Consider the following 22,587-nt stretch of genomic DNA (forward strand, 5'->3'; position numbering starts at 1 on the left):
CCTAGGCGGACGTGGCGACGGCGTCCCCGGGCGGCGCTTCGTCCGGTCTGTGTCTGTGCCGTGGACGGGCGCGATAGAGCACCAGCAGCCCGGCCGCGCACCCGGCGGTCAGCAAGAGCGCCACCCGTGCGGGCGTCCCCGGTTCGGGTAGTCCGGGCCGGTCCGGCCAGGCGATCTCGCGTCTCGGTAGCGCGGTGATCAGCGAGGGCAGGAACAGCGCCGCGATCGCGAGCACTCCGCTCGGCGGGTAGTGTGGCCGAGCCATGCCGCAGCAGTACCCGGCGATCAAAGCCAATCCGGCACTGCCGATTCCGAAGCGCACATCGCTGTTGTGCGCCCCGCTCAGCAGGTCGAACAGTCCCAGCCCCAGGATCGCCAGGATGGCCACCGTTGCCGACGGCAGCCGTGCGCCGAGGAGGATGCCGGCTCCGGTCAGCGCCAGCAGGACCAAGACCAGCCACCACGGACGCGGCGTATCGCCGAGCGCGTCCGCGGCGGCGACCAGCGGGACCGCCAGCAGTGCGCCGGTGCCATCACGTCCGGGCAGGAGCATCGCCGCGGCCAGGGCGGCCAGGGCGCTCGCGGCGATCGCCACCCCGATCTCGACGCCGTGTCCGTCGTACCGGGCCGCCTCGGTGTATTGCCGCGACAACCACTCGGTCACGGCGAGTACCACCAGCGCGAGCACCGTGGCCGCGAGGATGGGCGTGATCGGCAGCTCCACCGAGACGCCGGGTGGCGGCGGTGTCCGGCCGATCCGGGTGCGGTGGCGCAGGGCACTGATGAACAGGAAGAAGATGGCGATGGCGATGAGCGTGCGCGGCGGCGTCTCCAGGACGGAGTACGGATCCTGGTCGCGGATCTCCAGCACCTCGGCGAGGTCGCCGACCACGAAGGTGCCCGCGCCACCCAGCGCGAAGCCGAAACCCGGTCCCTGGCGGCCGGACTTCCAGCATCTCAAGGCCGCCGCGCCCAGCGCGCCCAGCAGCACCCCGCCGCACACCGAGTCCACGTAGTTCTGGGTGGTGAGCAACTCCGGGGCCGAAACCTGGCGCCCGATGATGTGATTCACCAGGAGCGCGATGGCGGCGCCGAAGGCCCACCACCACGCCGCCGCCGCGCCGACGAAGGTGCGCATCAGCACCGCGATGGCGACGGCCACGATCACGCCGATCGCCGCCCCCCGGGGCACGCTGTTGATCAGGCTGGAGATCCGGTAAGGCGTGCTGTTCTCGGTCCAGCTGAAGGTGATCGGTAGGAACAGCGTGACGCCCCCGACCGCGGCCCCGCAGTAGGCCGTGACCGAGTCGAAGAGTTCGCCGCGCCTTCGCACGCAGCGAACTTACCCCCGTTGACCTCTCGAAGCCGGGATTGCCAAAGGTTAGCTATCGGTGTCGGATTAGACCGCGGAGGCGTAGCGGCGCAAGGCCTCCACCTGAACCGGGTCCAGCGAGGGCCGCACCACCGCCCGCGCCGAGGCGATATCGGCGGCGGTCACGTCGGCCGCGCGGACATCCCGGCGCATCGCCGACAGCGCCGCCTCACGCAGCAGCGCGGCGCAGTCGGCCGCGGAGTATCCGTCCAGATCCTCGGCGAGCGCGGGCAAGTCGACGCCGCCCGCCAGCGGCACCGACCGGCCCTCGATGAGCGTACGCAGGATCGCCAGCCGCGCAGCCCCATTCGGCGGCGGCACAAAGATGGAGCGCTCCAGCCGGCCGGGCCGCAGCAGCGCCGGATCGATCAGCTCGGGCCGGTTCGTCGCGGCCAGCACCACCACATCGCGCAGCGGCTCGACGCCGTCCAGCTCGGTGAGCAGCGCCGCGACCACCCGGTCCCCGACACCGGAATCGCTGCTCTGCCCGCGGCGTGGTGCGAGCGCGTCCACCTCGTCCAGGAAGATCAGCGACGGCGCGGAATCCCGGGCCCGCTGGAACAATTCGCGCACCGCCCGCTCCGAGGAGCCGACCCACTTGTCCATCAGCTCGGCGCCCTTGACCGCGTGCACGCTGAGCTGGCCACTGCCCGCGAGTGCCCGCACCAGGAAGGTCTTGCCGCAGCCGGGCGGACCGTAGAGCAGCACGCCGCGCGGTGGGTCGACGCCGAGGCGGGCGAAGGAATCCGGATGCCGCAGCGGCCAGAGCACCGACTCGGTGAGCGCCTGCTTGGTCTCGGCCATGTCGCCGACCTCGTCGAGGCCGAGGCTGCCGATCGCGAGTTCCTCCATGCCCGAACGGGAGAGCGGGCGAATGACTTTCAGCGCGCCGAGCAGGTCGTCCTGCGCCAATTGCGGCGGCGTCTGCTCCTTGGTGCTACGGGAAGCCGCGCGTAAGGCCGCTTCCCGGCACAGCGCCGCCAGATCGGAGACCACGAAACCCGGTGTCCGCGCCGCGATCTCGTCGAGCTGCAAATCGCCGGTCGGCACCTTGCGGAGCAGCTGCTCCAGCAGTGCCTTACGGATCGCCGCGTTGGGCAGCGTAAGCGCGAGTTCGCGATCGCACAGATCGGGCGCGCGCAGCCGGGCGTCGACCCGGCTCGGATGCGCGGTGGTGGCCAGGAACGCGATGCACGGCGAGGCCACCGCCGCCCGCAATTGATCGAGGATCAGCGTGGCGACCGGCTCGGGCTGCGCGGGCAGCAGCGCGTCGATATCGCTGATCAGCAGGATTCCGCCCTGCCCGGACCCCACCTCCGCCACCGCCGCGGCGACGTGCCGCAACCGGTTGCCGCCCTCCTCCGCGCCGACGGTCGGGCCGTCCAGTTCCACCACGCGCCGTGGCGCCGCCACCGCTCGCGCCAGCGTCGTCTTGCCGACGCCCGCGGGCCCGGTGATCAGTACGCCGAGATGCGGTGTGGCCCCGAGGGTTTTGAGCAGTTCGGGTTCGTCGAGGGCGAGGCTGAGCCATTCGCCGAGCTTGGCGGCCTGGCTGTGCACGCCCGCCAGATCCTCGACCGCGACCGCCGAGAACGAGCCGCTGGTGGCGGTGCGGCCCAGCTGCCCGCCGTCGGTGGTGGCGACCGAATCCAGCGCCGCGGCCCCCGGCAGCGGCGACCCGACCTCGGCGATGTTGTGCCGCGAGATCGCGCCCGCGCCCCACACCACCGCGGTGTTGGGCTGCACGCTCACCGGGCCCGGCGGCGGATCGGTGGCCGTCACGGTGAGCAGCTCGGTGGTCCAGGCGATCCCGAAGGTGCGCGAAAGTGCCTGGCTGGCAGCCGAAGACGGCAGATCGGGGCCGAGATCACGCGGCAGCAGCGACACCGTGTCGCCGACCGTGACGACCTTGCCGAGCAGGGCCTGCCGCAGCGTCGCCGCCGGAATGCTCTGGGTGGCGTAGGCCGAGCCGCTCACCGAAATCTGCCTGGCCCCCTGCACGATCGCGGGCGACACCACGACCGTGGTGTTCTCCCGCAGCCCGGCATTGGACAGCGTGACGTCGTCGAGCAGCGCCACGCCGGCCGGTGTGCCGGCGGGTGCGATGCCGACCACGGCGGCGGTGCGGCGCGAGCCGAACAGGGCGATTCCGTCCCACTCCCGCAGGCCGAGTGCGGCCAGTGCTTCGGGATGCAGCCGCACCACCCCGCGCCGGGCGTCGGCGGCGGACGGATTCAGGCGAGCGGTGAGCGGAAGTTCAGCCACCGTGCCATTCTGCCCGCGTCGCCGCGGATGTGCGGGTGACTTTGTCTACTTGACGATCCCCGCCGCGATCGCGACCGGCTTGCTCGCGTTGTTCGACGCCAGGCATACCAGCTTGGCGGTGCCCAGGGCGACGTTCGGGCTGCCCGTGAAGCTGCTGTTCGGGTTCTCCTGCAGGATCTGCTCCACCAGCGTCTTCTGCGCGGCGCTGTCGAGCGCCTTGAAATCGGTGCAGGTGGTGCGCGAGGCGGTGCCCAGCGTGGAGGTGTCGACCGCGCTGGTGGTCGCCGCGGCGCTCGCGGTGCTGGTACTGGACGTCGAGGTCAGCGGGCCGCCTTTGCGCAGGCCGCTCGCGTCGCTGGAATCGTCGGACCCGCCGCAGGCGGTCAGTGTCAGTGCCACCGCGCCGGCGGCCAGGACCATGACGGAAATTCGCTTCATGTCGTGCTTTCCCCGGTGCCTCCGGGCGCCGGAACCTCCGGCGCGTTCGGTGCAGCGTACCGGGTGTGATCCAGCAACGATCAATGCACCTGCGACTGCCAATCGGCCGGAACCCGCTCGCGCGGACCGGGCACACTCTGATCGGCCGGGTGGCTGTGCGGCGCCGCCAACTCCGGTCCGTCGCCGTACATTTCCTCGGTCTCGTAGTTCCAGAACCAGTCCTCGCCGGGCTCGTAGCTCTGGATGAACGGGTGCCCGTCGGCCTTCGCGTGCGCGGACGCGTGCTGCGCGGGGGAGGAGTCGCAGCAGCCGACGTGACCGCACTGCGCGCAGCGGCGCAGATGCACCCACCAGCCCTGGGCGGCCTCGCATTCCACGCAGCCCGGCCCGCTCGGCGCGACCTTCGGATCGATCCCTTCGATGGCCTCAGACATCAGTTACCTCCGGTGCTGGGTTATCACGGTGCAACGGCAGTCGGACGATGAAACGCGTATTGCCCGGCTCGGATTCGACGCGGATATCGCCGTCGTGCTTGTTCACCACGATCCGGAACGAGATGTCCAGACCGAGGCCGGTGCCCTCACCGACGGGTTTGGTGGTGAAGAACGGTTCGAAGATACGGCGCAGCACCTCCTGCGGCACGCCCGGCCCGGTGTCGCCGATTTCGATGGCGGCGCAGTCGCTTTCCTGGTAGGTCCGGACGGTGAGCGTGCCCGCGCCGCCCATCGCGTAGACCGCGTTGTCGATCAGGTTGGTCCACACCTGATTCAATTCCGCCGCGTAGCAGGGGATCTGCGGGAGCGAACGGTCGTAGTCCTTGACCACCTGGATCGAATCGCCGATCTTGCGGCCCATCATCACCAGCGTGCTGTCCAGCAGTTCGTGCAGGTCCACCACCTGGAACGGGGCCCGGTCCATCTGCGAATACTGTTTGGCCGCACCGACGAGGGTGGAGATGCGCGTGGTCGAGTCGGCGATCTCGTTCATCAGCAGCTCGGTCTCGATGGTGTAGTTCAGCCAGCGGATCGCACCCTCGAACACCTTGTTCGGGCATTCCTGCAAGGCGCCGTGCACCGTCTCCAGCCAGTCGACATCGATGCCGGCCTGGACGAAGTTCGGCGCCAGATCCCAGCCGCTTGAGATGTCGTGGTCCTCGAACCACTCGCCGAGCGCCTCCTCCCGGTCGCTGGCCTCCATCGTGGTCAGCTCCGGCGCCTTGGCCACCTTCTCGGCGGCCTCCTCCTGCAAACGCACCAGCGTCACGAAGGCCTCCGGGGTGAACTTGCCCTCAGCCATCATCGCCAGCTTGTGCCGCATGCCCGCGACCCGGTCGCGCAGCCCGGAAGTCGCGCGCACCGCGGCGGCCGCCGGATTGTTCAGCTCGTGCGTCAGGCCCGCCGACAGCGAACCCAGCGCGAGCAGCCGTTCCCGTTCGGCCACCCGCTGATTGGTGTTGCGGTTGCCGTAGAACGCGCCCTCCAGCAGATGCACCGCCATCGGGAACCACTCCCGCATCATCCGGGCGAAGGCGGCCGCGTCCAGCACGAAGAAGCGGGACTGCCGGGTCACATACATCGACCCGGTGTAGTTCTGTTCGACGTTGTCGCCGAGGTAGGCGGTCCAGGCGCCCGCGTAGGCGCCGCGGAAGGCGGTGCGGTTGATCTCGATCTCGGTGCCGCCGGACAGCTTGGTGATCCGCACCTCGCCGTCGATCAGCACATAGAAGCAGGTCGCCGGGGCGCCCTCGCGGAAAACCGGTCCGGGCTCGATGTATTCGATCTTGCCGTCGGCGCACAGCTCGTCCAGCTGTGCGTCGGTCAGCTTCTCGAACAGGAACAGGGTGCGCAGCTCGGCGGGGTCACAGACCCCGTGGGACTTACGCGCCGCGATCTCTTCGGTCATTTCACCGCTCCTACGCCAGGTACCGATGCACGAACATGACGGCCATCGCGCCCTCACCGACCGCGGAGGCCACCCGCTTGGCCGATTCGGCGTGCACATCGCCGGCCACGAACACGCCGGGCACGTTGGTCTCCAAATGATGTGGCGGCCTGGGTAGCTCCCAGCCGCCCGGGCGCGAACCGTCGACGGACAGGTCCGGGCCGGCCAGCACGAATCCCGCCTGATCGCGCTTGACGACGCCGTCGAGCCAGTCGGTCTGCGGCGCCGCGCCGATGAACAGGAACAGCCGCTCGGCCTCGGCTTTCTCCTCGACGCCGGTCGCGTTGTTGCGCAACACGATCCATTGCAGGTGATCCTCGCCGTCGGCGCCGATCACCTCGGTCTCGGTGTGCACCTTGATGTTCGGGACCTGCTCGATCTGCTGGACCAGGTAGTGCGACATGGACTTCTCCAGCGAATCGCCCCGGACCACCAGATGCACCGCGCGGGCGTTGCGGGACAGGAACACCGCCGCCTGCCCGGCCGAATTCGCGCCGCCGACGATGTAGACGTCGTGGTCGGCGCATTCGGTGGCCTCGGTCATCGCCGAGCCGTAATACACGCCGCGTCCGGTGAATTCGTCCACGCCCGGCGCGGGATGCCGGCGGTAGTCGACGCCGGTCGCGATGATCACGGTGTGCGCGCACAGTTGCCCGCCGTCGGCGAACTTGACGGTGCGGGCCGACCCGTTCACCTCCAACCCGACCACCTCGCGGGTGGTGATGACCTCGGCCCCGAACTTCGCGGCCTGCCGCCGGGCCCGGTCGGCCAGCTGCGCCCCGGACAGACCGTCCGGGAAGCCGAGGTAGTTCTCGATCCGGGAACTCTGCCCGGCCTGCCCGCCGGTGGCGGTGCGCTCCACCAGCACGGTGCGCAGGCCCTCGGACGCGCCGTACACCGCCGCGCCCAGGCCCGCGGGGCCGCCGCCGACCACGATCAGGTCGTAGAAATCGCCGGCCGGGTTGACCGTCAGGCCGACGTGCTCGGCCAGCTCGCTGTCGCTCGGCTCCACCAGAGCCTGGCCGTCGGAGGTGATGACCACCGGACATCGATCGGCCCCGACGCCCGCGGCTTCCAGCAGCCGGCTGCCCTCGGCCTCCTCGGCCAGGTACCAGCGGTAGGGGAGCTGGTTGCGGGCCAGGAACTCACGTACCTGTGAGCAGCGCGGGGACCAGCGGTTGCCGATCACCTTGGTCTCGGTGACGGGCCGGTTCGCCATGCCGCGCCAGGCTTCCAGCAGGCCGTCCAGCACCGGATAGAGCTTCTCCTCCGGTGGATCCCACGGCTTGAGCAGGTAATGGTCCAGGTCGACGACGTTGATCGCGTCGATCGCGGCGGAGGTGTCGGCATAGGCGGTGAGCAGCACGCGCCGGGCGTAAGGATGCAGGTCCATGGCCTGCTCGAGGAATTCGATGCCGTCCATGCCGGGCATCCGGTAGTCGGCGATCAGCACCGCGACGGGCTGGCCGCGCAGTTTCATCTCGCGCAGGGCATCGAGCGCGTCGGCGCCGGATTCCGCGCGCAGGATCCGGTATTCGGCGCCGTAGCGGCGGCGCAGATCACGCACGACCGCCCGGGAAACACCCGGATCGTCATCGACGCTGAGAATGGCCGGCTTCGAGGCAGCTGGAGCAGTCACCTGGCCAGTATCCCGTGTGCGGGAATCGGCTGGGGCGCCCCACTCGTTCGCCTAGAGCTGATGATGCAGGACCAGATCGAGTTCGGTTGGTGTGAGCAGGCGTTCGAGCTTCTCCTCGGTCGGCCGGGCCTTCGCCGGACGTCCGTCCTCAGGTTCGATCGAAGGCAGCAGCGGAAGATCGTTGGTACGGCGACGGGGTAGGAGCGAGCGCAGTTTCACAGCCGATCACCTCACGCTGGATGGGAAAGTTGGTGGCAGTGCGTCTGTTGGACTGTCTATCAGCCATTCTGCGCCCGTCATTACATCGGGCGGTGACCAGAAGGCCAAAATGTGACCCGGTTGTATTCCAATTGGCTCCCACTATTATGTGTGACATCTCGTTACCCACACACCGGAGGCACCGTTGCCGAAGAATCTCGAAGCGTCCATCGATATCGCCGCGTCCCCGGAGCAGGTGTGGCAGGTGGTCTCCGACCTGAAGCGCATTCCGGAGTTCAGCCCGCAGACGGTGCGCACGATCCCGGTCGGCAAGATCAAGACCGGCACCTTCGCCATCAATCTGAACCGGGACGGAAAGTTGTTCTGGCCGACGACCTCCCGCGTCGTGCGGTTCGAGCCCAACTCGGCCATCGCCTTCAAGGTCCTGGAGAACCGGGCGATCTGGAGCTTCACCCTGGAGCCGACCGCCACCGGTACCCGGCTGATCCAGCGCCGTGACTCTCCGAACGGGACCACACTGTTCTCCCGTAAGTCGATCGAACTCGGGATGGGCGGTTACGAGCGCTTCGACGGGGTCCTGGTGCGGGGCATGAACGAGACTCTGCAGGGCATCAAGACCGCCGTCGAAGCGGGCCGGTAGTTACTTCCAGTTCGGGAGCGTGACCACCTGGGCCGCATAGGACAACCCGGCGCCGAACGCGATCAGCAGCGCGGTCGCGCCGGGCTTCGTCTCGCCCTTGCGCAGCATCGCCTCCATGGCCAGCGGGATCGAGGCGGCCGAGGTGTTGCCGGTCTCCTCGATGTCGTTGGCCAGCGCGCAATTCTCCGGCAGCTTCAGCACCCGGGCCATGATCTCGATGATCCGGCCGTTGGCCTGGTGCGGGATCATCGCCTCCATGTCCTCGGTGGACAGGCCGGCCCGATCGATGGCGTCGCGGCACACCTTCTCCAGTGAGTGTGCGGCCCAGCGGAAAACGGCGGTGCCCTCCATCGCGAGATAGGGGCGGACCGCGTCCAGACCCTTCTCCTCGATCTCGGTGAAGAACTCGATCCAGTCCTTGTCCTGGCGGATCGCGTGATGCTGGGTGCCGTCCGAGCCCCAGACGGTGGGGCCGATGCCCGGCTCCTCGGCCGGACCGACCACCACCGCGCCCGCGCCGTCGGCGAACAGGAACGCGGTGGAGCGATCGGTCGGGTTGATCGTGTCGGTCAGCTTCTCCACGCCGATCACCAGCACGTTCTTGGCCGTGCCGCAGCGCACCAGATCCGAGGCCAGCGCGAGCGCGTGGCAGAACCCGGCGCAGCCGGCCGAGATGTCGAAGGCCGCGGCGCCGTTCATGCCGAGCTCGGTCGCGATCCGCGGGGCGGCCGCGGGGGTGAGTAAGAGGTGGGTGGAGGTCGCCACGATGACGCAGTCGACCTGATCGACCTCGATCTCGGCGGCCTCGATGGCATCGCGCGCGGCGGCGACGCTCATGGACTGGATAGTTTCGGTGTCGTCGGCGAAGCGCCTGGTTTTTATGCCCGAACGAGTGCGAATCCACTCGTCGCTCGAGTTGATCGGCCCCGCGACTTCCTCGTTGGTGACAACCCGGGCGGGGCGATACACGCCGAGCCCGAGAATCGCGGTGTGCTCTGCTCCCGTGGTCTGGGCGATTCGAGCAGACATATGCGTCTCCTATACCTGGCGCTGCCTCATCAGTGATGCCTCTGCACAGACATGAGGCCCCCTCATATTAGCCCGGAACTCGCTCGGCGGAAGCGCGTATTCTGACTTTTGCCGGGTATACCCCCTCGAGCACGCCTTTTTGGTACGGGCGTGCGTCCCCCAATAAGTGGAGGTTTCCATGCTGGGTCTCGGGATTATCGGATGGATCATCATCGGCGGACTTGCCGGATGGATCGCAAGCAAGTTCATGGGGACGGACGCCCAGCAGGGCATCCTCCTGAACATCGTGGTCGGCGTCGTGGGCGGTTTGCTCGGCGGCTGGCTGCTCACGCTGTTCAACGTCGACGTCGAAGGTGGCGGTCTCATCTTCAGCTTCCTCACCTGTCTCGCCGGTGCGGTGATTCTGCTGTTCCTGGTCAAGCTGGTGACCGGCCGCCGCTCAGTGCACTGACAACGGTCTACGCCGTGGCCGCGTGCCACGGGCTCCGTTCCCGTAAGGTGTGATCGCTTGCGCTGGCCCTATCGTTGAGGGGCGCAAACCTTCTGCACCGAGCACGAAAGAGGAGCCTGTGGCACGCCGTCCCACCCCGCCCGGCACGCCCGATACCACTGCCGTCGGCCATGTGGTCGACCTGGTTCGGTCCGCGATTCCCCCGCTGCATCCCGCCGGGCTGCCGTTCGTCGCCGCTCCGCTCGCGGTCGCGATGCTCGGCGGCAAACGCAAGTGGGTCCGCCGGACGGGCCTGCTGAGCGCGGCCGCGATCGCGGCCTTCTTCCGGCATCCGCACCGGGTGCCGCCGAACCGTCCCGGCGTGGTCGTCGCTCCCGCCGACGGTGAGATCGCACTCGTCGACACCGCCGTTCCGCCCGCCGAACTGGGCCTGGGCGACCAGCCGGTGCCGCGGGTCAGCATCTTCCTGTCCGTGCTCGACGTGCATGTCCAGCGGGTGCCGGTCTCCGGCACCGTGCGCGAGGTGCTGCACCAGCCCGGCCAGTTCAAGTCGGCCGATCTGGCCGACGCCAGTTCGGTCAACGAACGCAACAGCATGGTCCTGGAGACCGCGTCCGGGCAGCAGCTGGTCGTGGTGCAGATCGCCGGCCTGCTGGCCCGCCGCATCGTGTGCGACGCGCAGAAGGGCGACGCGCTCACCATCGGCGACACCTACGGCCTGATCCGCTTCGGATCCCGGGTCGACACCTACTTCCCGGCCGGCACCGAACTACTGGTCCAGCCCGGGCAGCGCACGATCGGGGGCGAAACCGTCCTGGCCGTGCTGGCCGGTTCATGATGGAGGCCGCCCTGTCCCCGTCCCAGCGCTCCACTCCGACGCCCGATAAGCAGCGGCGCCGGCCGATCCGGCTGCTGCCCAGCGTCGTCACGATCCTGGCGCTGTGCGCCGGGCTGTCGGCGGTGAAGTTCGCCCTGGACGGGCGGCTCGACATCGCGCTGGCGATGATCGGTGCGGCGGCCGTGCTGGACACCCTGGACGGGCGGCTGGCCCGAATGCTGGACGCCACCACCAAGATCGGCGCGGAGCTGGACTCGCTCTCCGACGCCATCTCCTTCGGTGTGGCGCCGGCGTTGGTCCTCTACATCACGCTGCTGGACGAGAGCAGCGCCGGCTGGATCATCGCGCTGCTGTACGCGGTCAGCCTGGTGCTGCGCCTGGCCCGGTTCAACACCCTGCTCGACGACGACACCCGGCCGGAATGGTCGCGGGAGTACTTCGTCGGTGTGCCCGCGCCCGCCGCCGCGCTGATCGCGCTGGTGCCGATCGCGTTGTACGTGCAGTTCGACGACCCCTGGTGGATCGGGTTCTGGCCGGTCGCGGCCTGGACGGTGTTCGCGGCGGCGCTGGCGGTCAGCACGATTCCGACGCTGGCCATGAAGTCGGTGTCGGTGGCCCCGCAGGCCGCCGCCGGGCTGCTGGTGCTGGTCGCGGTCGCCGCGGCGCTGCTGGTGACCTATCCGATCGTGCTGCTGCTGATCCTGGTGGCGCTGTACCTGGGCCACATTCCGTTCGCCTGGCACTCCCAGCGCTGGGTGGCGGCGCGGCCGGAAACCTGGCAGCACAAGCCGGCCGAACGCCGGGCGCAGCGCCGGGCGCAGCGCCGGCGACCGGCGCTGCGCCGTCCCGCGATCCGGGGTTCCAGCGCGCGGTTGCGGCTGCGCCGTCCCGGCGCGAAACGCCCGCAGTCCGGCGACGTCAACCGCTGAGCAGGTTCTCCGGAGGATTCCGCAAGCCCCGAAAGGTACTGTCACACCTGGCAATCGAGCCGAGCACGGTGCCGAGTGCGGGAGAAGGTGACGGTGGAGTCCGACGGTCTGCGCGAATTCCCAGCGCATCGCCCGCGCTTGTTCGCGCTCGCCTACCGGCTGCTGGGCTCGGCGAGTGCGGCCGAGGAGGCCGTACAGGAAACCGCGCTGCGTTGGAACGGCGTCGGGCGCAGCACGATTCGCTCCGTCGAAACGTGGCTGACCAGTACCGTCGTGAATCTGTGCCGTACCAGGCTGGTTTCGGAGCGGGTCCGCCGCGCCGAGTATCCGGGGCCGTGGCTGCCCGAGCCGGTGCCCACCGCCCGGGGTGAACTCGGCCCGCTGGAATCCGCCGAAGAGCGCGAACAGGTTTCGCTGGCGCTGCTCAGTGCGCTGGAGCGGCTGGAACCGGTGGAGCGTGCGGTCTACGTGCTGCGCGAGGGCTTCGGGTACGCGCACCGCGAGATCGCCGACATGCTCGCGGTCACCGAGGCCACCGCGCAGCAGAGCTACCGCAGGGCCCGGCAGCGGGTGCGAGAGGTGAAGGGGCGCTTCACGATTCCCGGCGACGATCCGCGTGCACCGATCGAGCGGTTGCTGAAGGCGGCGCGGGCCGGCGATATCGACGAGCTGGAGCGCATGCTGGCCGCCGGCGTCGTGCTGACGATCGACAGCGGTGGGCGCGACGGCGTGGTGGCCGAGGCTGGGTCGGTGGCGCATTATCTGGCCGGGTTGTTCGGGTCGGAAACGCCGGGGCGGGAGGTCGGGCTCGAGGAGGTCAACGGTGTGCTCGCGGTGGTCGCGCGGGTGCGGCGGGAGCCGGTGCTGGTGCTCGATATCGAGGCCGCGGCGGACATCGTGCATTCGGTGCGCGTGGTCGTCAGTCCCGGCAAGCTGGCCTATTTCACGCGCTTGACCTGCTGATCGACGCCGTCGACACAATCGTCAACTAGTGGTTGACGATTGTGAATCGTCAACCTATCGTTGACGGCATGACTTCTTCCTTCCGTCTCGACGACCTCATCTCCGGCATCAAGAAAGCCCGCCCGGACAACGCGCTGGACCAGCTCTCCGACGCGGTCGTGGCCGCCGGTCATCTCGGCGAGCTGGCCGACCACCTGATCGGCCACTTCGTCGACCAGGCCCGCCGCTCCGGCGCCTCCTGGACCGATATCGGCGCCAGCATGGGCGTCACCAAACAGGCCGCCCAGAAGCGGTTCGTGCCCAAGGATCCCGGTGCGGCCGCGGCGGCCATGGATCCGAACGCCGGCTTCGCCAAGTTCACCCCGCGCGCCCGGCAGGTCGTGGTCGCGGCGCAGGAGGCGGCCCGGACCGCGGGCAACCCGCAAATCGCCACCGGGCACCTCATCCTGGCCTTGATCTCGGAAGCGGAAGGCCTGGGCGCGCAGGAGATCATCGCCAACGGCGTCACGCTGGAAGCGGTCGGCGCGGCTGCCCTGGCCTCGCTGCCGGCGCCGGAAGGCGAAGTGCCGCCGATGGTTCCGTTCGACGCCGAGGCGCGCAAAGTTCTCGAACTCACCTTCCGCGAGGCGCTTCGCCTGGGCCACAACTACATCGGCACCGAGCATCTGCTGCTCGCGCTGCTGGAGCAGGAGAACGGCGCGGGCCTGCTCACCGGCCTGGGCGTGGACAAGGCCAAATCCGAAGCGCATCTGCAGGAACTGCTTTCGGTGTACCTGAGCCAGCAGCCCGCGGCGGACTGAGGGATTCAGGCCGGCGAACCAGGCGCGCTGAGCCGCGAGACCGCTGCCAGGCGTACCCGGTTGGTGGCCCCGGTTTTCGCCATCAGGTTGGTGACGTGGGTTTTGACGGTGGTGACGCCGACGTGCAGGGCCGCGGCGATCTCCGCGTTGGACTGGCCATCGGCGACCAGGGCCAGGACCTCGGCTTCGCGCGGGGTGAGGCCGAATGCGGCGGTGGGGTCCGCGAGTTCGGCGGGCGTCTCGGTGCGCGCCGCGATCGCCGAATCGACCATGCGCTGCAAGACATCGGGGGAGAAGGGCCGGCCGCCGGCGGCGGCCCGGCGGATGCCGTCGAGCAGATCCGCGGGTGCGGCGTCTTTGACGAGGAAACCGCAGGCCCCGGCGGACAGCGCCGGATAGAGGTGGTCGTCATCGTCGAAGGTGGTCAAGGCGATGATCCGGGTGGCCGGGTGGTTCGCGAGAATGGCGGCGGTGGCGCGGATTCCGTCCATGCCCGGCATCCGGAGGTCCATCAGCACCACCTCGGGGCGGGTCTGCTCGGCCAGGCGCACCGCGTCGGCGCCGGTCGCGGCCTCGCCGATGACTTCGAGGTCACCGGCGGTCTGGCAGAGCATGCGCAGGCCCGCGCGGACCAGTTGCTGGTCGTCGACGATGAGTACCCGGATGGTCATGAGGCGGCCGCCGCGGTGGGCAGGTGGGCGGCCAGTCGCCAGCCGCGGCCGGTGGAGCCGGCTGTGAAGGTGCCGCCGAGCAATGCGACGCGTTCGTGCAGGCCGATCAAACCCACACCGCGTGAGCCGTTTTCAGCCGGCGCCGGGCCGGAGCCGTTGTCGGACAACAGGAAGTCGACCGCACGCTCGCCCTTCGAGATCTCCAGGCGCGCGTCGACGCCGGTGCCCGCGTGTTTGACGGTGTTGGCCAGGCCCTCCTGGGTCAGCCGCAGCAGGGTGAGGCCCACGGTCGCGTCCACGTCGGTGATGTCGCCGCCGATCCGCGTCTCGACGCGCAGTCCCAGCCGCTGGGTCCGGTGCACCGCCGTGGCGATGGCCTCCGGCAGATCCGCGGGTGCGACGAAGGATTCGCCGGTGGCCTGGGGATCGCGCAGGATCGTCACCAGTTTCCGCAGGTCCACCAGGGTGGCTTTGCCGCTGGCGTGGATGTCGTCGAGCACCTCGAGCAGGGCGGGCGGTGCATCGGGCACCGCGTGCCGGGCCACGCCGACCCGCAGCACGGTGGAGGACACGTGGTGGGCGATCAGGTCGTGCAGTTCGCGGGCGATCGCGGTGCGTTCGACGGCACGGGCCGCGGCGATCTCCGACTCCCGGCGCTGCGCGATTTCGAGAGACTCGCGCCGCGCCCGCTCCGCGTTCTCGCGGGCGGCCCGCAGCAGCACGCCGATGAGCAGCGGCGCCGCGGCCATGACGAGGGCACGATAGCCCGTGGCGGCGACGCCGCCGGTAGCCGGATGCGCCAGGTAGGCGCCCGCCAGCGCCGCCGCGGCCAGCAGCGGCCGCCAACCACCGTGGCGGGCAGCGAGTTCGGCGAGGGCGATGGCGGCGACCACCTTCGGGACCGCCGGACCGACCTGCCCGATCTCGAAGCCGATCAGCAGCAGCGCGGTCGTGGTGAGCGCGGTGGCCAGCGGCCAGCGCGGACCACCGGCCACGGCCAGCACCGCCAGCGTCGCGATCAGCCAGTCGACGGGGGCCGGTCCGTCGAGGAGCAGCAGCATGCAGCCGGCGCCGAGTGCGAACAGCACCGTCATCCGGATCGGCAGCGACCTGGCGTCCAGCAGCCACTCCACGCCACGGCCCACGCCGCTCGACTCCACCACGTACCCATAATGCCCGGTCGCCGTACCCGGGCGGCTCCTACCGAGGGAGGAGCGGACTCCGCCCCGGGGCCGCGATTCGAGCCCGCCGGACGGATTCGTTCTTCGCGCCGCACGGTCAGAGTCGAGACATGACCGATGAGATCGACAACCCCGACGTCCCGGCGGCCGCACCCGCCGCGCCGAAACCGAACCGGCGCAAGCTGTTCGGCATGACCGCTGCCGGACTCGCGGCCGGTACCGCGGTCGGGCTGGCCGGTGGGATCGGACTCGGCGCCGACTCCAACCCGCCGCGTGCCCACCATGGCGGGCAGCGCCGCTTCGCCGGAAAAGTGGTGCTGATCACCGGCGGCACCTCCGGGATCGGCGCGGCAGCGGCCCGGCAGTTCGCCGCCGAGGGCGCCCAGGTGGCGTTCTGCGGGCGGCGTACCGATCGCGGGCAGGCGGTGGAACGCGAAATTCGGGCCGCCGGCGGCGAGGCCACCTACATCCGGGCCGATGTCTTGGTGGAGAACGACATCCGCGACTTCGTCGAGGCGACGGTCCAGCGCTACGGCGGGCTGCACGTGGCCTTCAACAACGCCGGCATGACCATTCAGAAGAAGCTGCACGAATACAGCGCCGACGAGTTCGATCGCGTGCTCGGCACCAATCTGCGCGGGGTTTTCCTGTCGATGAAATACGAAGTACCGCAGATGATCCGGTCCGGCGGCGGCACCATCGTGGTCACCTCCTCCAGCAACGCCCTCGCCACCGACGCCGGTCGGGCCGCCTACACCGCCGCCAAGCGCGGGCTGGTGGGGCTGGTGCAGTCCGCGGCCCTGGACTACGCGGCCGACGGGATCCGCGTCAACACCCTCGTGCCCGGCACCACCGACACCGAGCTGGTGCGCCGGGCCGGGGGCATGGAAGCCCTGCCCGACGACGCCTATCAGGTGTTGATGAAGCAATGGGCGAAATCCAATGTGCCCGGTCTCGGCCGCCTCGCCACCGCCGACGAAATCGCCGCTTTCGCACTGACTCTCGCCTCGCCCGAGCATCCATACCTCACCGGTGCGCAACTCGTCATCGACGGCGGAAAGACCGCGCACGCATGAGCGGCGTGCGGAAGTTCCTGCGCGGCGAACACGCCTTGGCTCAGCTGATCCGTTTCGCCGCGGTCGGTGGCGTCAGCAACGTCGCCTACCTGCTGCCGTTTCTCGCGTTGCACGGCACCGGGACTCAGGTGGCCAACCTCGCGGGCTCGGTCCTCAGCACCGCGTTCGCCAACGAACTACACCGCCGCCTCACCTTCCGGTCTCGCGTCAGCTGGTACACCGCGCAGCTCAAAGGCGGTGGTACGGCCGTGGCCGCGCTGGCCGCGACGTCGAGCACGCTCGCACTGCTGGAGCTCACCGCTCCAGGGTTGAGCGGCACGGCCGCGGCCGTCGCGGTGCTGATCGTCACCGGAGTGGTGGGCGGCCTGCGCTTCCTCACCCTGCGCCATTGGGTCTTCCCCGGGGCTCCGGCGCGAATCCCGGTGCCGGCGTGATCCTCAGATATCGGGGACGTTGCGGGCGAGTTCGTCCAGCCAGGCGGCGGCGGACGCATCGCTCGGGGCGCGCCAGTCTCCCCGTGGTGAAAGGGAGCCGCCGGAACCGACTTTCGGCGCGTTCGGGAGGGTGGAACGCTTGAATTGACTGGTTTGGATGAAGCGGCGCAGGAACTCGGCCAGCCAGTGCTTGATCGTCGGCAGATCGTAGGTGTTGCGCTGGTCCTGCGGGATCAGGTCGGGCCAGCTGCCGCGCGTGGCGTCGGACCAGGCGTGCTGGGCCAGGTAGGCGATGCGGCTCGGCCGGTCGCCGAAGCGGAGCAACTGGTAGAGGTGGAAGTCTTGGAGTTCGTAGGGGCCGACGGTGGCTTCGGAACTCTGGCCGGGTTGGCTGTCGTCGCCGTTCGGGACGAGTTCCGGCGAGATCTCGGTCCGCAGAATGGATTTCAGGACGGCGCCGGCGTCCGGGCCGAACTGATCGGTGTCGGCGGACCAGGCGATCAAATACTTGATCAGGGTTTTCGGGACCGAGGCGTTCACGCTGTAGTGCGCCATGTGGTCACCGACGCCGAAAGTGCACCAGCCCAGGGCGAGTTCGCTGAGGTCACCGGTGCCGACCACCAGGGCGTTGTGCTGGTTGGCCAGGCGAAACAGGTGCGAGGTTCGTTCTCCCGCCTGAACGTTCTCGTAGGTGATGTCGTATTGCGGTGCGCCGTCGGCGGCGGGATGTTTCAGGTCGCGCAGCATCTGCGCGGCCGACGGCCTGATGTCGATCTCCTCGGCGGTCACGCCCAGCGCGTCCATCAATCGATGTGCGTCGGTGCGGGTTCGGGTGCTGGTTCCGAAACCGGGCATCGTGTAGGCGAGCACGTTCGCGCGCGGCAGGCCGAGTTTGTCCATCGTCTCGGCCGCCACGATCAAGGCCTGGGTGGAGTCGAGGCCCCCGGACACGCCGATCACCAGGCGCTCGACGCGGGCCGCGCGCATTCGGGTGCTCAGGCCCTCGACCTGGATGTGATGGACTTCGGCGCAGCGCTCGTTCAGCGCCGCCGGATCGCTGGGAACATAAGGGAAGCGCGGAATTTCGCGCTCCAGCGGTACCGCCGTCGCCGGGATCGGGAGTCCTACTTCGACCCAGCGCATCGTCGTCAATCGCTCGCGATGGTCGTGGACGTTGTCGGCGAAGCTGGTGGTACGCAACCGGTCCGCGGCCAGCCGCTGCAGGTCGAGATCGGCCAGCACCAGGCGCGGTTCGTCGGCGAATCGTTCGCCCTCGGCGAGCAGGTCGCCGTTCTCGCAGATCAGGGCCTGGCCGTCCCAGGCCATATCGGTCGTCGACTCACCGTGTCCCGCGGCCGAATAGAGGTACGCGGCGAGATAGCGCGCCGAGTGCGAGGTGCACAAGGCCCGGCGATAGTCGGCCTTGCCGATCACGATATTGCTCGCCGAGAGGTTCACCAGCACGCTCGCACCAGCGAGGGCGGCATAACCGCTGGGCGGCAGCGGAACCCAGCCGTCCTCGCACACCTCCAGGTGAAAGGTGAACCCCGCCAGGTTCGTCGCGGTGAACAGCAGGTCGGAACCGAACGGCACGCGCTGTCCGTCGATCGTGATCTCACCGCTCAAAGACTCACGCGCGGCGGCGAATTGGCGCTTCTCGTAGAACTCCCGGTAGTTCGGCAGATAACTCTTGGGCGCCGCGCCGAGCACCCGCCCTTTACTCACCGCGATGGCGCAGTTGAACAGCCGTCCCTGGCTGCGCACCGGTGCGCCGACCACCAGCACGGTGTCGATGTGCATGCTCGCCGAGACCAGCCGGTCGAGCGCCCGCTCCACCGCGTCGTCCAGGGCGTCCTGATGGAACAGGTCATCGGCGGTATAGCTGGACAACCCCAGTTCGGGAAATACCGTCAGCACCGCACCCCGCTCCGCGGCCCGCCGGGCCAGCTCCAGGGTCTGTTCGACGTTGTAGGCCGGATCCGCGACCCGCACCCGCGGCACCGCCACCGCGACCCGGGCGAACCCATGTCGGTACAGCGATTCGAACGGCACCCGCATCGGCCGCCTCCTCTCCGGAGTTGATCATGGTCGGTGTCTGATTCGCGGCGTTCACTACGCCCTCCGTGGTTACGCGGTGCTGCCTCCTCCGGGCGCTGAGCTCACACCGCGTTGCCGAATCTACGCCCGCCCGCGCAGTCCGCCACCCCAACGCGGCCAGCTGGCCTGGGGTTTCGGCTCCGGAATCAGCGAGCGCCTGCCCATGTCGGTGACGTACATCGGCAGCTGATCCGACATCGGGCCGAGCATCCCGAGCAGCTTGCCGCCGAGCGCGGCGCGGTATTCGGTCATCGTCAGCCCGACCAGCTGCCGGAACTCCACCCGGCCGTACGGCGCCTGCAGCACGCCCAGCTCCGGATCCACCACGAACCCCACCGCGTGGATCAGCGAATCCGGTCGATCCGCCGCGATCGGGCCGTTCGACTTGATGGTGTGGCCCGGCTCGAATCGCTTACCCGACTGGAAGACATAGCGCGCCAGATTCTGCAGGAACCGGACCGGCCACTGCGGCGCCCGCAGTTCTCCGTCCGCCCGCACCAGCCGGAAGGTGAACTCGAAACCCCAGCCGGACTCCGCCGGGTTGTCCCATTCCTTCTCGTACAGCTCGCTCATTCCGAAGCTCACATAGTGCCAATGCGGCACCGGCTCGCTCCGCGCGTACGCGCACACCCCGTCCAGTGGTTCCGCGCCCCCGGCCGACCACGGATCCTCGGCCCGCCACCGCCGCGGCTCGACCTCGCCGTATAACTCTCCCAGCGCCCCCTCGATCGCATCCCATCCGGGTCTACCACTCACCCGCCCAACCCTAGGTCCGCGCGGCGTTTCCCCGCATTCGAGGTCAGCCGAGGCGGGCGACCAGGTGGGCCAGCCGGTCCGCCAGCTGAACCCGCACGGCCTCGTCCCGGACCAGTCCGTCGGCGCCAACCGCCTCCCGCGACACAGTCACCCGGCCGGACGCGTCGTCGACGATCTCGGCGCCCACATAGCCGAGCACCGTGCGCAAACTGGCCACCGCGCCCTCGCCCCGGCCCTCGAAGGCGACATTGATCCAGGCGACCGGCTTGTCGCTGAGTTCGCCGCTGCCGACCGCCCACTCCAGCAGGTTCTTCAACGCGCCGGGCAGCAGGCCCGCGTACTCGGGTGTGCAGAACAGGACGGCGTCGGCGGCCGCCAGTTGCTGCCGCAGTCCGGTCACCGCCGCCGGCGCGGGCGCGTCGCCGGGGACGAACTGCGGGAGCTCGGTCAGCCCGCTGTACAGCACCGTCGTGACTCCGGCCGGCGCTGTGGCCTGCACGGTCCGCAGTGCGGCGGTGTTCGTGGACGCGTCTCGCGTGCTGCCCGAGACCAACAGGATGACCGGCTCTGAACCCATGCCGTGGCCAACGCGGGGGTGGCCGGCTTTATTCACCGCCCCTTCGTTGTGTGAAGTAACACCGGTTCATTTGTTGACCGGTTAGCTGGCGGGGCGGCGGGGGGTGCCAGCTAAGCTATAGCGATGGCGGATGACACGGATGACACGGATTCCGACCTAGTCGCGGGAGAACGTCGCTCGGACCTGCTGGCCGCGCTGTCGTACGTGTCGACGGACTATGGGCCGGACGGCGAGTACATCGTGAACGGGGATCTGCCGCCCGAGGTGGCGCCGCCCTTCATCAGGGCGATCATGCGGGTGGAAGCCGAGCTGTTGCTGCACGACGCGGAACTGGTCACGGTCGACAACGAGGAGCCGCGCACCCCGGACGAGCGTCGGACCGACGCCTTCGTCGCGCTGGTGCTGCGCATCGACGACCGTCCTTAGTCGCCGCGAGGGGGCGACCTTGCACTCGCCATCGTCGAGTGCTAGAAATGGCTTTGGCACTCTCTAGCTGTGAGTGCCAGGTCGGGCCGGTGAGACCGGGTTCCATCGACACCCTCGGTCGTCCGTCGCGGGCACCGAACCTGGCCGGCGTTAATGGGGCGATCCGACAAGCGGTCGTCCTGCGTGTCAGCCTCATTACTTGGAGGATCCACTCGCAATGGCCAAGATGATTGCGTTCGACGAAGAGGCCCGCCGCGGTCTCGAGCGGGGTCTGAATGCCCTCGCCGACGCCGTAAAGGTGACGCTCGGCCCGAAGGGTCGCAACGTCGTTCTGGAAAAGAAGTGGGGCGCCCCCACGATCACCAACGATGGTGTTTCCATCGCCAAGGAGATCGACCTGGAGGACCCGTACGAGAAGATCGGCGCCGAGCTGGTCAAGGAAGTCGCCAAGAAGACGGACGACGTCGCGGGCGACGGCACCACCACCGCCACCGTGCTCGCCCAGGCGCTCGTGCGTGAAGGCCTGCGCAACGTCGCGGCCGGTGCGAACCCGCTGGGTCTGAAGCGTGGCATCGAGAAGGCCGTCGAGGCCGTCACCGCCAAGCTGCTCGACACCGCCAAGGAGATCGACACCAAGGAGCAGATCGCTGCTACCGCGGGCATCTCGGCCGGCGACGCGTCCATCGGTGAGCTCATCGCCGAGGCCATGGACAAGGTCGGCAAGGAAGGTGTCATCACCGTCGAGGAGAGCAACACCTTCGGGCTCCAGCTGGAGCTGACCGAGGGCATGCGCTTCGACAAGGGCTACATCTCCGGTTACTTCGTGACCGATCCCGAGCGTCAGGAAGCGGTCCTCGAGGATCCGTACCTGCTGCTGGTCGGCTCGAAGATCTCGACCGTCAAGGACCTGCTGCCGCTGCTGGAGAAGGTCATCCAGGCCGGCAAGCCGCTGCTGATCATCGCCGAGGACGTCGAGGGCGAAGCCCTGTCCACCCTGGTGGTCAACAAGATCCGTGGCACCTTCAAGTCCGTCGCCGTGAAGGCCCCGGGCTTCGGTGACCGTCGCAAGGCGCAGCTCGCCGATATCGCCATCCTCACCGGTGGCGAGGTCATCAGCGAAGAGGTCGGCCTCTCCCTGGAGACCGCCGGCATCGAGCTGCTCGGCACCGCCCGCAAGGTGGTCATCTCCAAGGACGAGACCACCATCGTCGAGGGCGCGGGCGACGCGGAGGCCATCAAGGGCCGCGTGGCGCAGATCCGCACCGAGATCGAGAACTCGGACTCCGACTACGACCGTGAGAAGCTGCAGGAACGTCTGGCCAAGCTGGCCGGCGGCGTTGCGGTCATCAAGGCCGGCGCGGCGACCGAGGTCGAGCTCAAGGAGCGCAAGCACCGCATCGAAGATGCCGTGCGCAACGCCAAGGCCGCCGTCGAAGAGGGCATCGTCGCCGGTGGTGGCGTGGCCCTGCTGCAGTCGGCTCCGGCTCTGGACGAGCTCACCCTCGAGGGTGACGAGGCCACCGGCGCCAACATCGTGCGTGTCGCGCTGTCGGCTCCGCTGAAGCAGATCGCCTTCAACGCCGGCCTCGAGCCGGGCGTCGTCGCCGAGAAGGTCTCCAACCTTCCCGCCGGCCACGGCCTGAACGCCGACTCGGGCGCCTACGAGGACCTCCTGGCCGCCGGCGTCGCCGACCCGGTCAAGGTCACCCGTTCCGCCCTGCAGAACGCCGCCTCCATCGCGGCGCTCTTCCTCACCACCGAGGCTGTCGTCGCCGACAAGCCGGAGAAGGCCGCCGCTCCCGCCGGCGACCCGACCGGCGGCATGGGCGGCATGGACTTCTGAGT

At 69.2% G+C, this 22,587-nt stretch carries 23 protein-coding genes; 10 read left to right on the top strand and 13 right to left on the bottom strand.

Going from position 1 to position 22,587, the window contains the following annotated elements; translation table 11 throughout:
- Nucleotide 1 precedes the first annotated feature (1 nt).
- From AB0M14_RS19540 to AB0M14_RS19570, 7 genes are all read right to left on the bottom strand, one after another.
- Nucleotides 2-1,333, bottom strand: coding sequence for a hypothetical protein (locus tag AB0M14_RS19540; RefSeq protein WP_364996814.1), 1,332 nt, complete (start codon nucleotides 1,331-1,333; stop codon nucleotides 2-4).
- Nucleotides 1,334-1,399: 66 nt separating this feature from the next.
- Nucleotides 1,400-3,637 carry an AAA family ATPase gene (locus tag AB0M14_RS19545; protein ID WP_364996817.1) on the bottom strand — a complete coding sequence of 746 codons (2,238 nt, stop codon included), beginning with the start codon at nucleotides 3,635-3,637 and terminating at the stop codon, nucleotides 1,400-1,402.
- Between the two features lie 45 nt (nucleotides 3,638-3,682).
- Nucleotides 3,683-4,075, bottom strand: coding sequence for a hypothetical protein (locus AB0M14_RS19550; RefSeq protein ID WP_364996820.1), 393 nt, complete (start codon nucleotides 4,073-4,075; stop codon nucleotides 3,683-3,685).
- Nucleotides 4,076-4,155: 80 nt separating this feature from the next.
- Complete coding sequence (locus tag AB0M14_RS19555; RefSeq protein ID WP_364996823.1) at nucleotides 4,156-4,509, bottom strand: UBP-type zinc finger domain-containing protein; 354 nt, start codon at nucleotides 4,507-4,509, stop codon at nucleotides 4,156-4,158.
- Nucleotides 4,502-5,977: an ATP-binding protein gene (locus AB0M14_RS19560; protein ID WP_364996826.1), complete on the bottom strand. Its 1,476-nt coding sequence runs from the start codon at nucleotides 5,975-5,977 to the stop codon at nucleotides 4,502-4,504. The genes AB0M14_RS19555 and AB0M14_RS19560 overlap by 8 nt, the downstream gene beginning before the upstream one ends.
- 10 nt (nucleotides 5,978-5,987) lie before the next feature.
- On the bottom strand, nucleotides 5,988-7,655 hold the full coding sequence (locus AB0M14_RS19565) for an FAD-dependent oxidoreductase (RefSeq protein WP_364996828.1): 1,668 nt from the start codon (nucleotides 7,653-7,655) through the stop codon (nucleotides 5,988-5,990).
- A gap of 51 nt (nucleotides 7,656-7,706) precedes the next feature.
- A complete protein-coding gene (locus AB0M14_RS19570; RefSeq protein ID WP_364996830.1) occupies nucleotides 7,707-7,874 on the bottom strand; it encodes a hypothetical protein in 168 nt (55 codons plus the stop codon).
- Between the two features lie 184 nt (nucleotides 7,875-8,058).
- On the opposite strand from AB0M14_RS19570, the gene AB0M14_RS19575 reads away from it, so the two are divergent.
- Nucleotides 8,059-8,514, top strand: coding sequence for an SRPBCC family protein (locus AB0M14_RS19575; RefSeq protein ID WP_364996832.1), 456 nt, complete (start codon nucleotides 8,059-8,061; stop codon nucleotides 8,512-8,514).
- Here AB0M14_RS19575 and AB0M14_RS19580 read toward each other — a convergent pair whose 3' ends face one another.
- Nucleotides 8,515-9,543, bottom strand: a complete 1,029-nt coding sequence (locus tag AB0M14_RS19580) for a beta-ketoacyl-ACP synthase III (protein WP_364996834.1) — start codon at nucleotides 9,541-9,543, stop codon at nucleotides 8,515-8,517.
- 178 nt (nucleotides 9,544-9,721) lie between these two features.
- Here AB0M14_RS19580 and AB0M14_RS19585 point away from each other — a divergent pair, with 178 nt between their 5' ends.
- The 5 genes from AB0M14_RS19585 to AB0M14_RS19605 all read left to right on the top strand — a co-directional run bounded on the left by AB0M14_RS19585 (nucleotide 9,722) and on the right by AB0M14_RS19605 (nucleotide 13,524).
- Nucleotides 9,722-9,994: a GlsB/YeaQ/YmgE family stress response membrane protein gene (locus AB0M14_RS19585; protein WP_364996836.1), complete on the top strand. Its 273-nt coding sequence runs from the start codon at nucleotides 9,722-9,724 to the stop codon at nucleotides 9,992-9,994.
- 118 nt (nucleotides 9,995-10,112) lie between these two features.
- A complete protein-coding gene (locus AB0M14_RS19590) occupies nucleotides 10,113-10,832 on the top strand; it encodes a phosphatidylserine decarboxylase (RefSeq protein ID WP_364996839.1) in 720 nt (239 codons plus the stop codon).
- A complete protein-coding gene (locus AB0M14_RS19595) occupies nucleotides 10,832-11,761 on the top strand; it encodes a phosphatidylcholine/phosphatidylserine synthase (RefSeq protein WP_364998960.1) in 930 nt (309 codons plus the stop codon). Before AB0M14_RS19590 ends, AB0M14_RS19595 begins: the two co-directional genes overlap by 1 nt.
- Before the next feature lie 75 nt (nucleotides 11,762-11,836).
- Nucleotides 11,837-12,724 carry a sigma-70 family RNA polymerase sigma factor gene (locus AB0M14_RS19600; protein WP_364996842.1) on the top strand — a complete coding sequence of 296 codons (888 nt, stop codon included), beginning with the start codon at nucleotides 11,837-11,839 and terminating at the stop codon, nucleotides 12,722-12,724.
- 68 nt (nucleotides 12,725-12,792) lie between these two features.
- A complete protein-coding gene (locus AB0M14_RS19605) occupies nucleotides 12,793-13,524 on the top strand; it encodes a Clp protease N-terminal domain-containing protein (RefSeq protein WP_364996845.1) in 732 nt (243 codons plus the stop codon).
- A gap of 5 nt (nucleotides 13,525-13,529) precedes the next feature.
- Here AB0M14_RS19605 and AB0M14_RS19610 read toward each other — a convergent pair whose 3' ends face one another.
- Together AB0M14_RS19610 and AB0M14_RS19615 are read right to left on the bottom strand one after the other, a co-directional pair.
- Nucleotides 13,530-14,195 carry a response regulator transcription factor gene (locus AB0M14_RS19610; protein ID WP_364996848.1) on the bottom strand — a complete coding sequence of 222 codons (666 nt, stop codon included), beginning with the start codon at nucleotides 14,193-14,195 and terminating at the stop codon, nucleotides 13,530-13,532.
- Complete coding sequence (locus tag AB0M14_RS19615; RefSeq protein WP_364996851.1) at nucleotides 14,192-15,358, bottom strand: histidine kinase; 1,167 nt, start codon at nucleotides 15,356-15,358, stop codon at nucleotides 14,192-14,194. Before AB0M14_RS19615 ends, AB0M14_RS19610 begins: the two co-directional genes overlap by 4 nt.
- A gap of 128 nt (nucleotides 15,359-15,486) precedes the next feature.
- On the opposite strand from AB0M14_RS19615, the gene AB0M14_RS19620 reads away from it, so the two are divergent.
- Nucleotides 15,487-16,452, top strand: a complete 966-nt coding sequence (locus tag AB0M14_RS19620; RefSeq protein WP_364996854.1) for an SDR family NAD(P)-dependent oxidoreductase — start codon at nucleotides 15,487-15,489, stop codon at nucleotides 16,450-16,452.
- Nucleotides 16,449-16,886, top strand: a complete 438-nt coding sequence (locus AB0M14_RS19625; RefSeq protein ID WP_364996856.1) for a GtrA family protein — start codon at nucleotides 16,449-16,451, stop codon at nucleotides 16,884-16,886. The genes AB0M14_RS19620 and AB0M14_RS19625 overlap by 4 nt, the downstream gene beginning before the upstream one ends.
- A 3-nt stretch (nucleotides 16,887-16,889) precedes the next feature.
- Here the strand turns inward: AB0M14_RS19625 and AB0M14_RS19630 are convergent, their stop codons facing one another.
- The 3 genes from AB0M14_RS19630 to AB0M14_RS19640 form a co-directional block, all read right to left on the bottom strand.
- A complete protein-coding gene (locus AB0M14_RS19630) occupies nucleotides 16,890-18,944 on the bottom strand; it encodes an NAD(+) synthase (RefSeq protein WP_364996859.1) in 2,055 nt (684 codons plus the stop codon).
- A 120-nt stretch (nucleotides 18,945-19,064) separates the two neighbouring features.
- On the bottom strand, nucleotides 19,065-19,739 hold the full coding sequence (locus tag AB0M14_RS19635) for a suppressor of fused domain protein (protein WP_364996861.1): 675 nt from the start codon (nucleotides 19,737-19,739) through the stop codon (nucleotides 19,065-19,067).
- 43 nt (nucleotides 19,740-19,782) lie between these two features.
- Complete coding sequence (locus AB0M14_RS19640) at nucleotides 19,783-20,316, bottom strand: NADPH-dependent FMN reductase (RefSeq protein ID WP_364996864.1); 534 nt, start codon at nucleotides 20,314-20,316, stop codon at nucleotides 19,783-19,785.
- A gap of 123 nt (nucleotides 20,317-20,439) precedes the next feature.
- On the opposite strand from AB0M14_RS19640, the gene AB0M14_RS19645 reads away from it, so the two are divergent.
- Both AB0M14_RS19645 and groL read left to right on the top strand, forming a co-directional pair.
- On the top strand, nucleotides 20,440-20,742 hold the full coding sequence (locus tag AB0M14_RS19645) for a hypothetical protein (RefSeq protein ID WP_364996866.1): 303 nt from the start codon (nucleotides 20,440-20,442) through the stop codon (nucleotides 20,740-20,742).
- A gap of 217 nt (nucleotides 20,743-20,959) precedes the next feature.
- On the top strand, nucleotides 20,960-22,585 hold the full coding sequence (gene groL / locus AB0M14_RS19650) for a chaperonin GroEL (RefSeq protein ID WP_364996867.1): 1,626 nt from the start codon (nucleotides 20,960-20,962) through the stop codon (nucleotides 22,583-22,585).
- The last annotated feature ends 2 nt before the right edge of the window (nucleotides 22,586-22,587 follow it).

Origin of the sequence: Nocardia sp. NPDC051832 (genome assembly GCF_040681285.1) — a bacterium.
GTDB lineage: Bacteria > Actinomycetota > Actinomycetes > Mycobacteriales > Mycobacteriaceae > Nocardia.

Bases quoted from the DNA above. Each gene is read 5' to 3' on its own strand.
- AB0M14_RS19585 (WP_364996836.1), top strand. From the start codon at position 9,722: ATGCTGGGTCTCGGGATTATCGGATGGATCATCATCGGCGGACTTGCC.
- AB0M14_RS19645 (WP_364996866.1), top strand. From the start codon at position 20,440: ATGGCGGATGACACGGATGACACGGATTCCGACCTAGTCGCGGGAGAA.
- AB0M14_RS19605 (WP_364996845.1), top strand. From the start codon at position 12,793: ATGACTTCTTCCTTCCGTCTCGACGACCTCATCTCCGGCATCAAGAAA.
- AB0M14_RS19640 (WP_364996864.1), bottom strand. From the start codon at position 20,316: ATGGGTTCAGAGCCGGTCATCCTGTTGGTCTCGGGCAGCACGCGAGAC.
- AB0M14_RS19630 (WP_364996859.1), bottom strand. From the start codon at position 18,944: ATGCGGGTGCCGTTCGAATCGCTGTACCGACATGGGTTCGCCCGGGTC.
- AB0M14_RS19625 (WP_364996856.1), top strand. From the start codon at position 16,449: ATGAGCGGCGTGCGGAAGTTCCTGCGCGGCGAACACGCCTTGGCTCAG.
- groL (WP_364996867.1), top strand. From the start codon at position 20,960: ATGGCCAAGATGATTGCGTTCGACGAAGAGGCCCGCCGCGGTCTCGAG.
- AB0M14_RS19555 (WP_364996823.1), bottom strand. From the start codon at position 4,509: ATGTCTGAGGCCATCGAAGGGATCGATCCGAAGGTCGCGCCGAGCGGG.
- AB0M14_RS19620 (WP_364996854.1), top strand. From the start codon at position 15,487: ATGACCGATGAGATCGACAACCCCGACGTCCCGGCGGCCGCACCCGCC.
- AB0M14_RS19610 (WP_364996848.1), bottom strand. From the start codon at position 14,195: ATGACCATCCGGGTACTCATCGTCGACGACCAGCAACTGGTCCGCGCG.
- AB0M14_RS19550 (WP_364996820.1), bottom strand. From the start codon at position 4,075: ATGAAGCGAATTTCCGTCATGGTCCTGGCCGCCGGCGCGGTGGCACTG.
- AB0M14_RS19560 (WP_364996826.1), bottom strand. From the start codon at position 5,977: ATGACCGAAGAGATCGCGGCGCGTAAGTCCCACGGGGTCTGTGACCCC.
- AB0M14_RS19580 (WP_364996834.1), bottom strand. From the start codon at position 9,543: ATGTCTGCTCGAATCGCCCAGACCACGGGAGCAGAGCACACCGCGATT.
- AB0M14_RS19595 (WP_364998960.1), top strand. From the start codon at position 10,832: ATGGAGGCCGCCCTGTCCCCGTCCCAGCGCTCCACTCCGACGCCCGAT.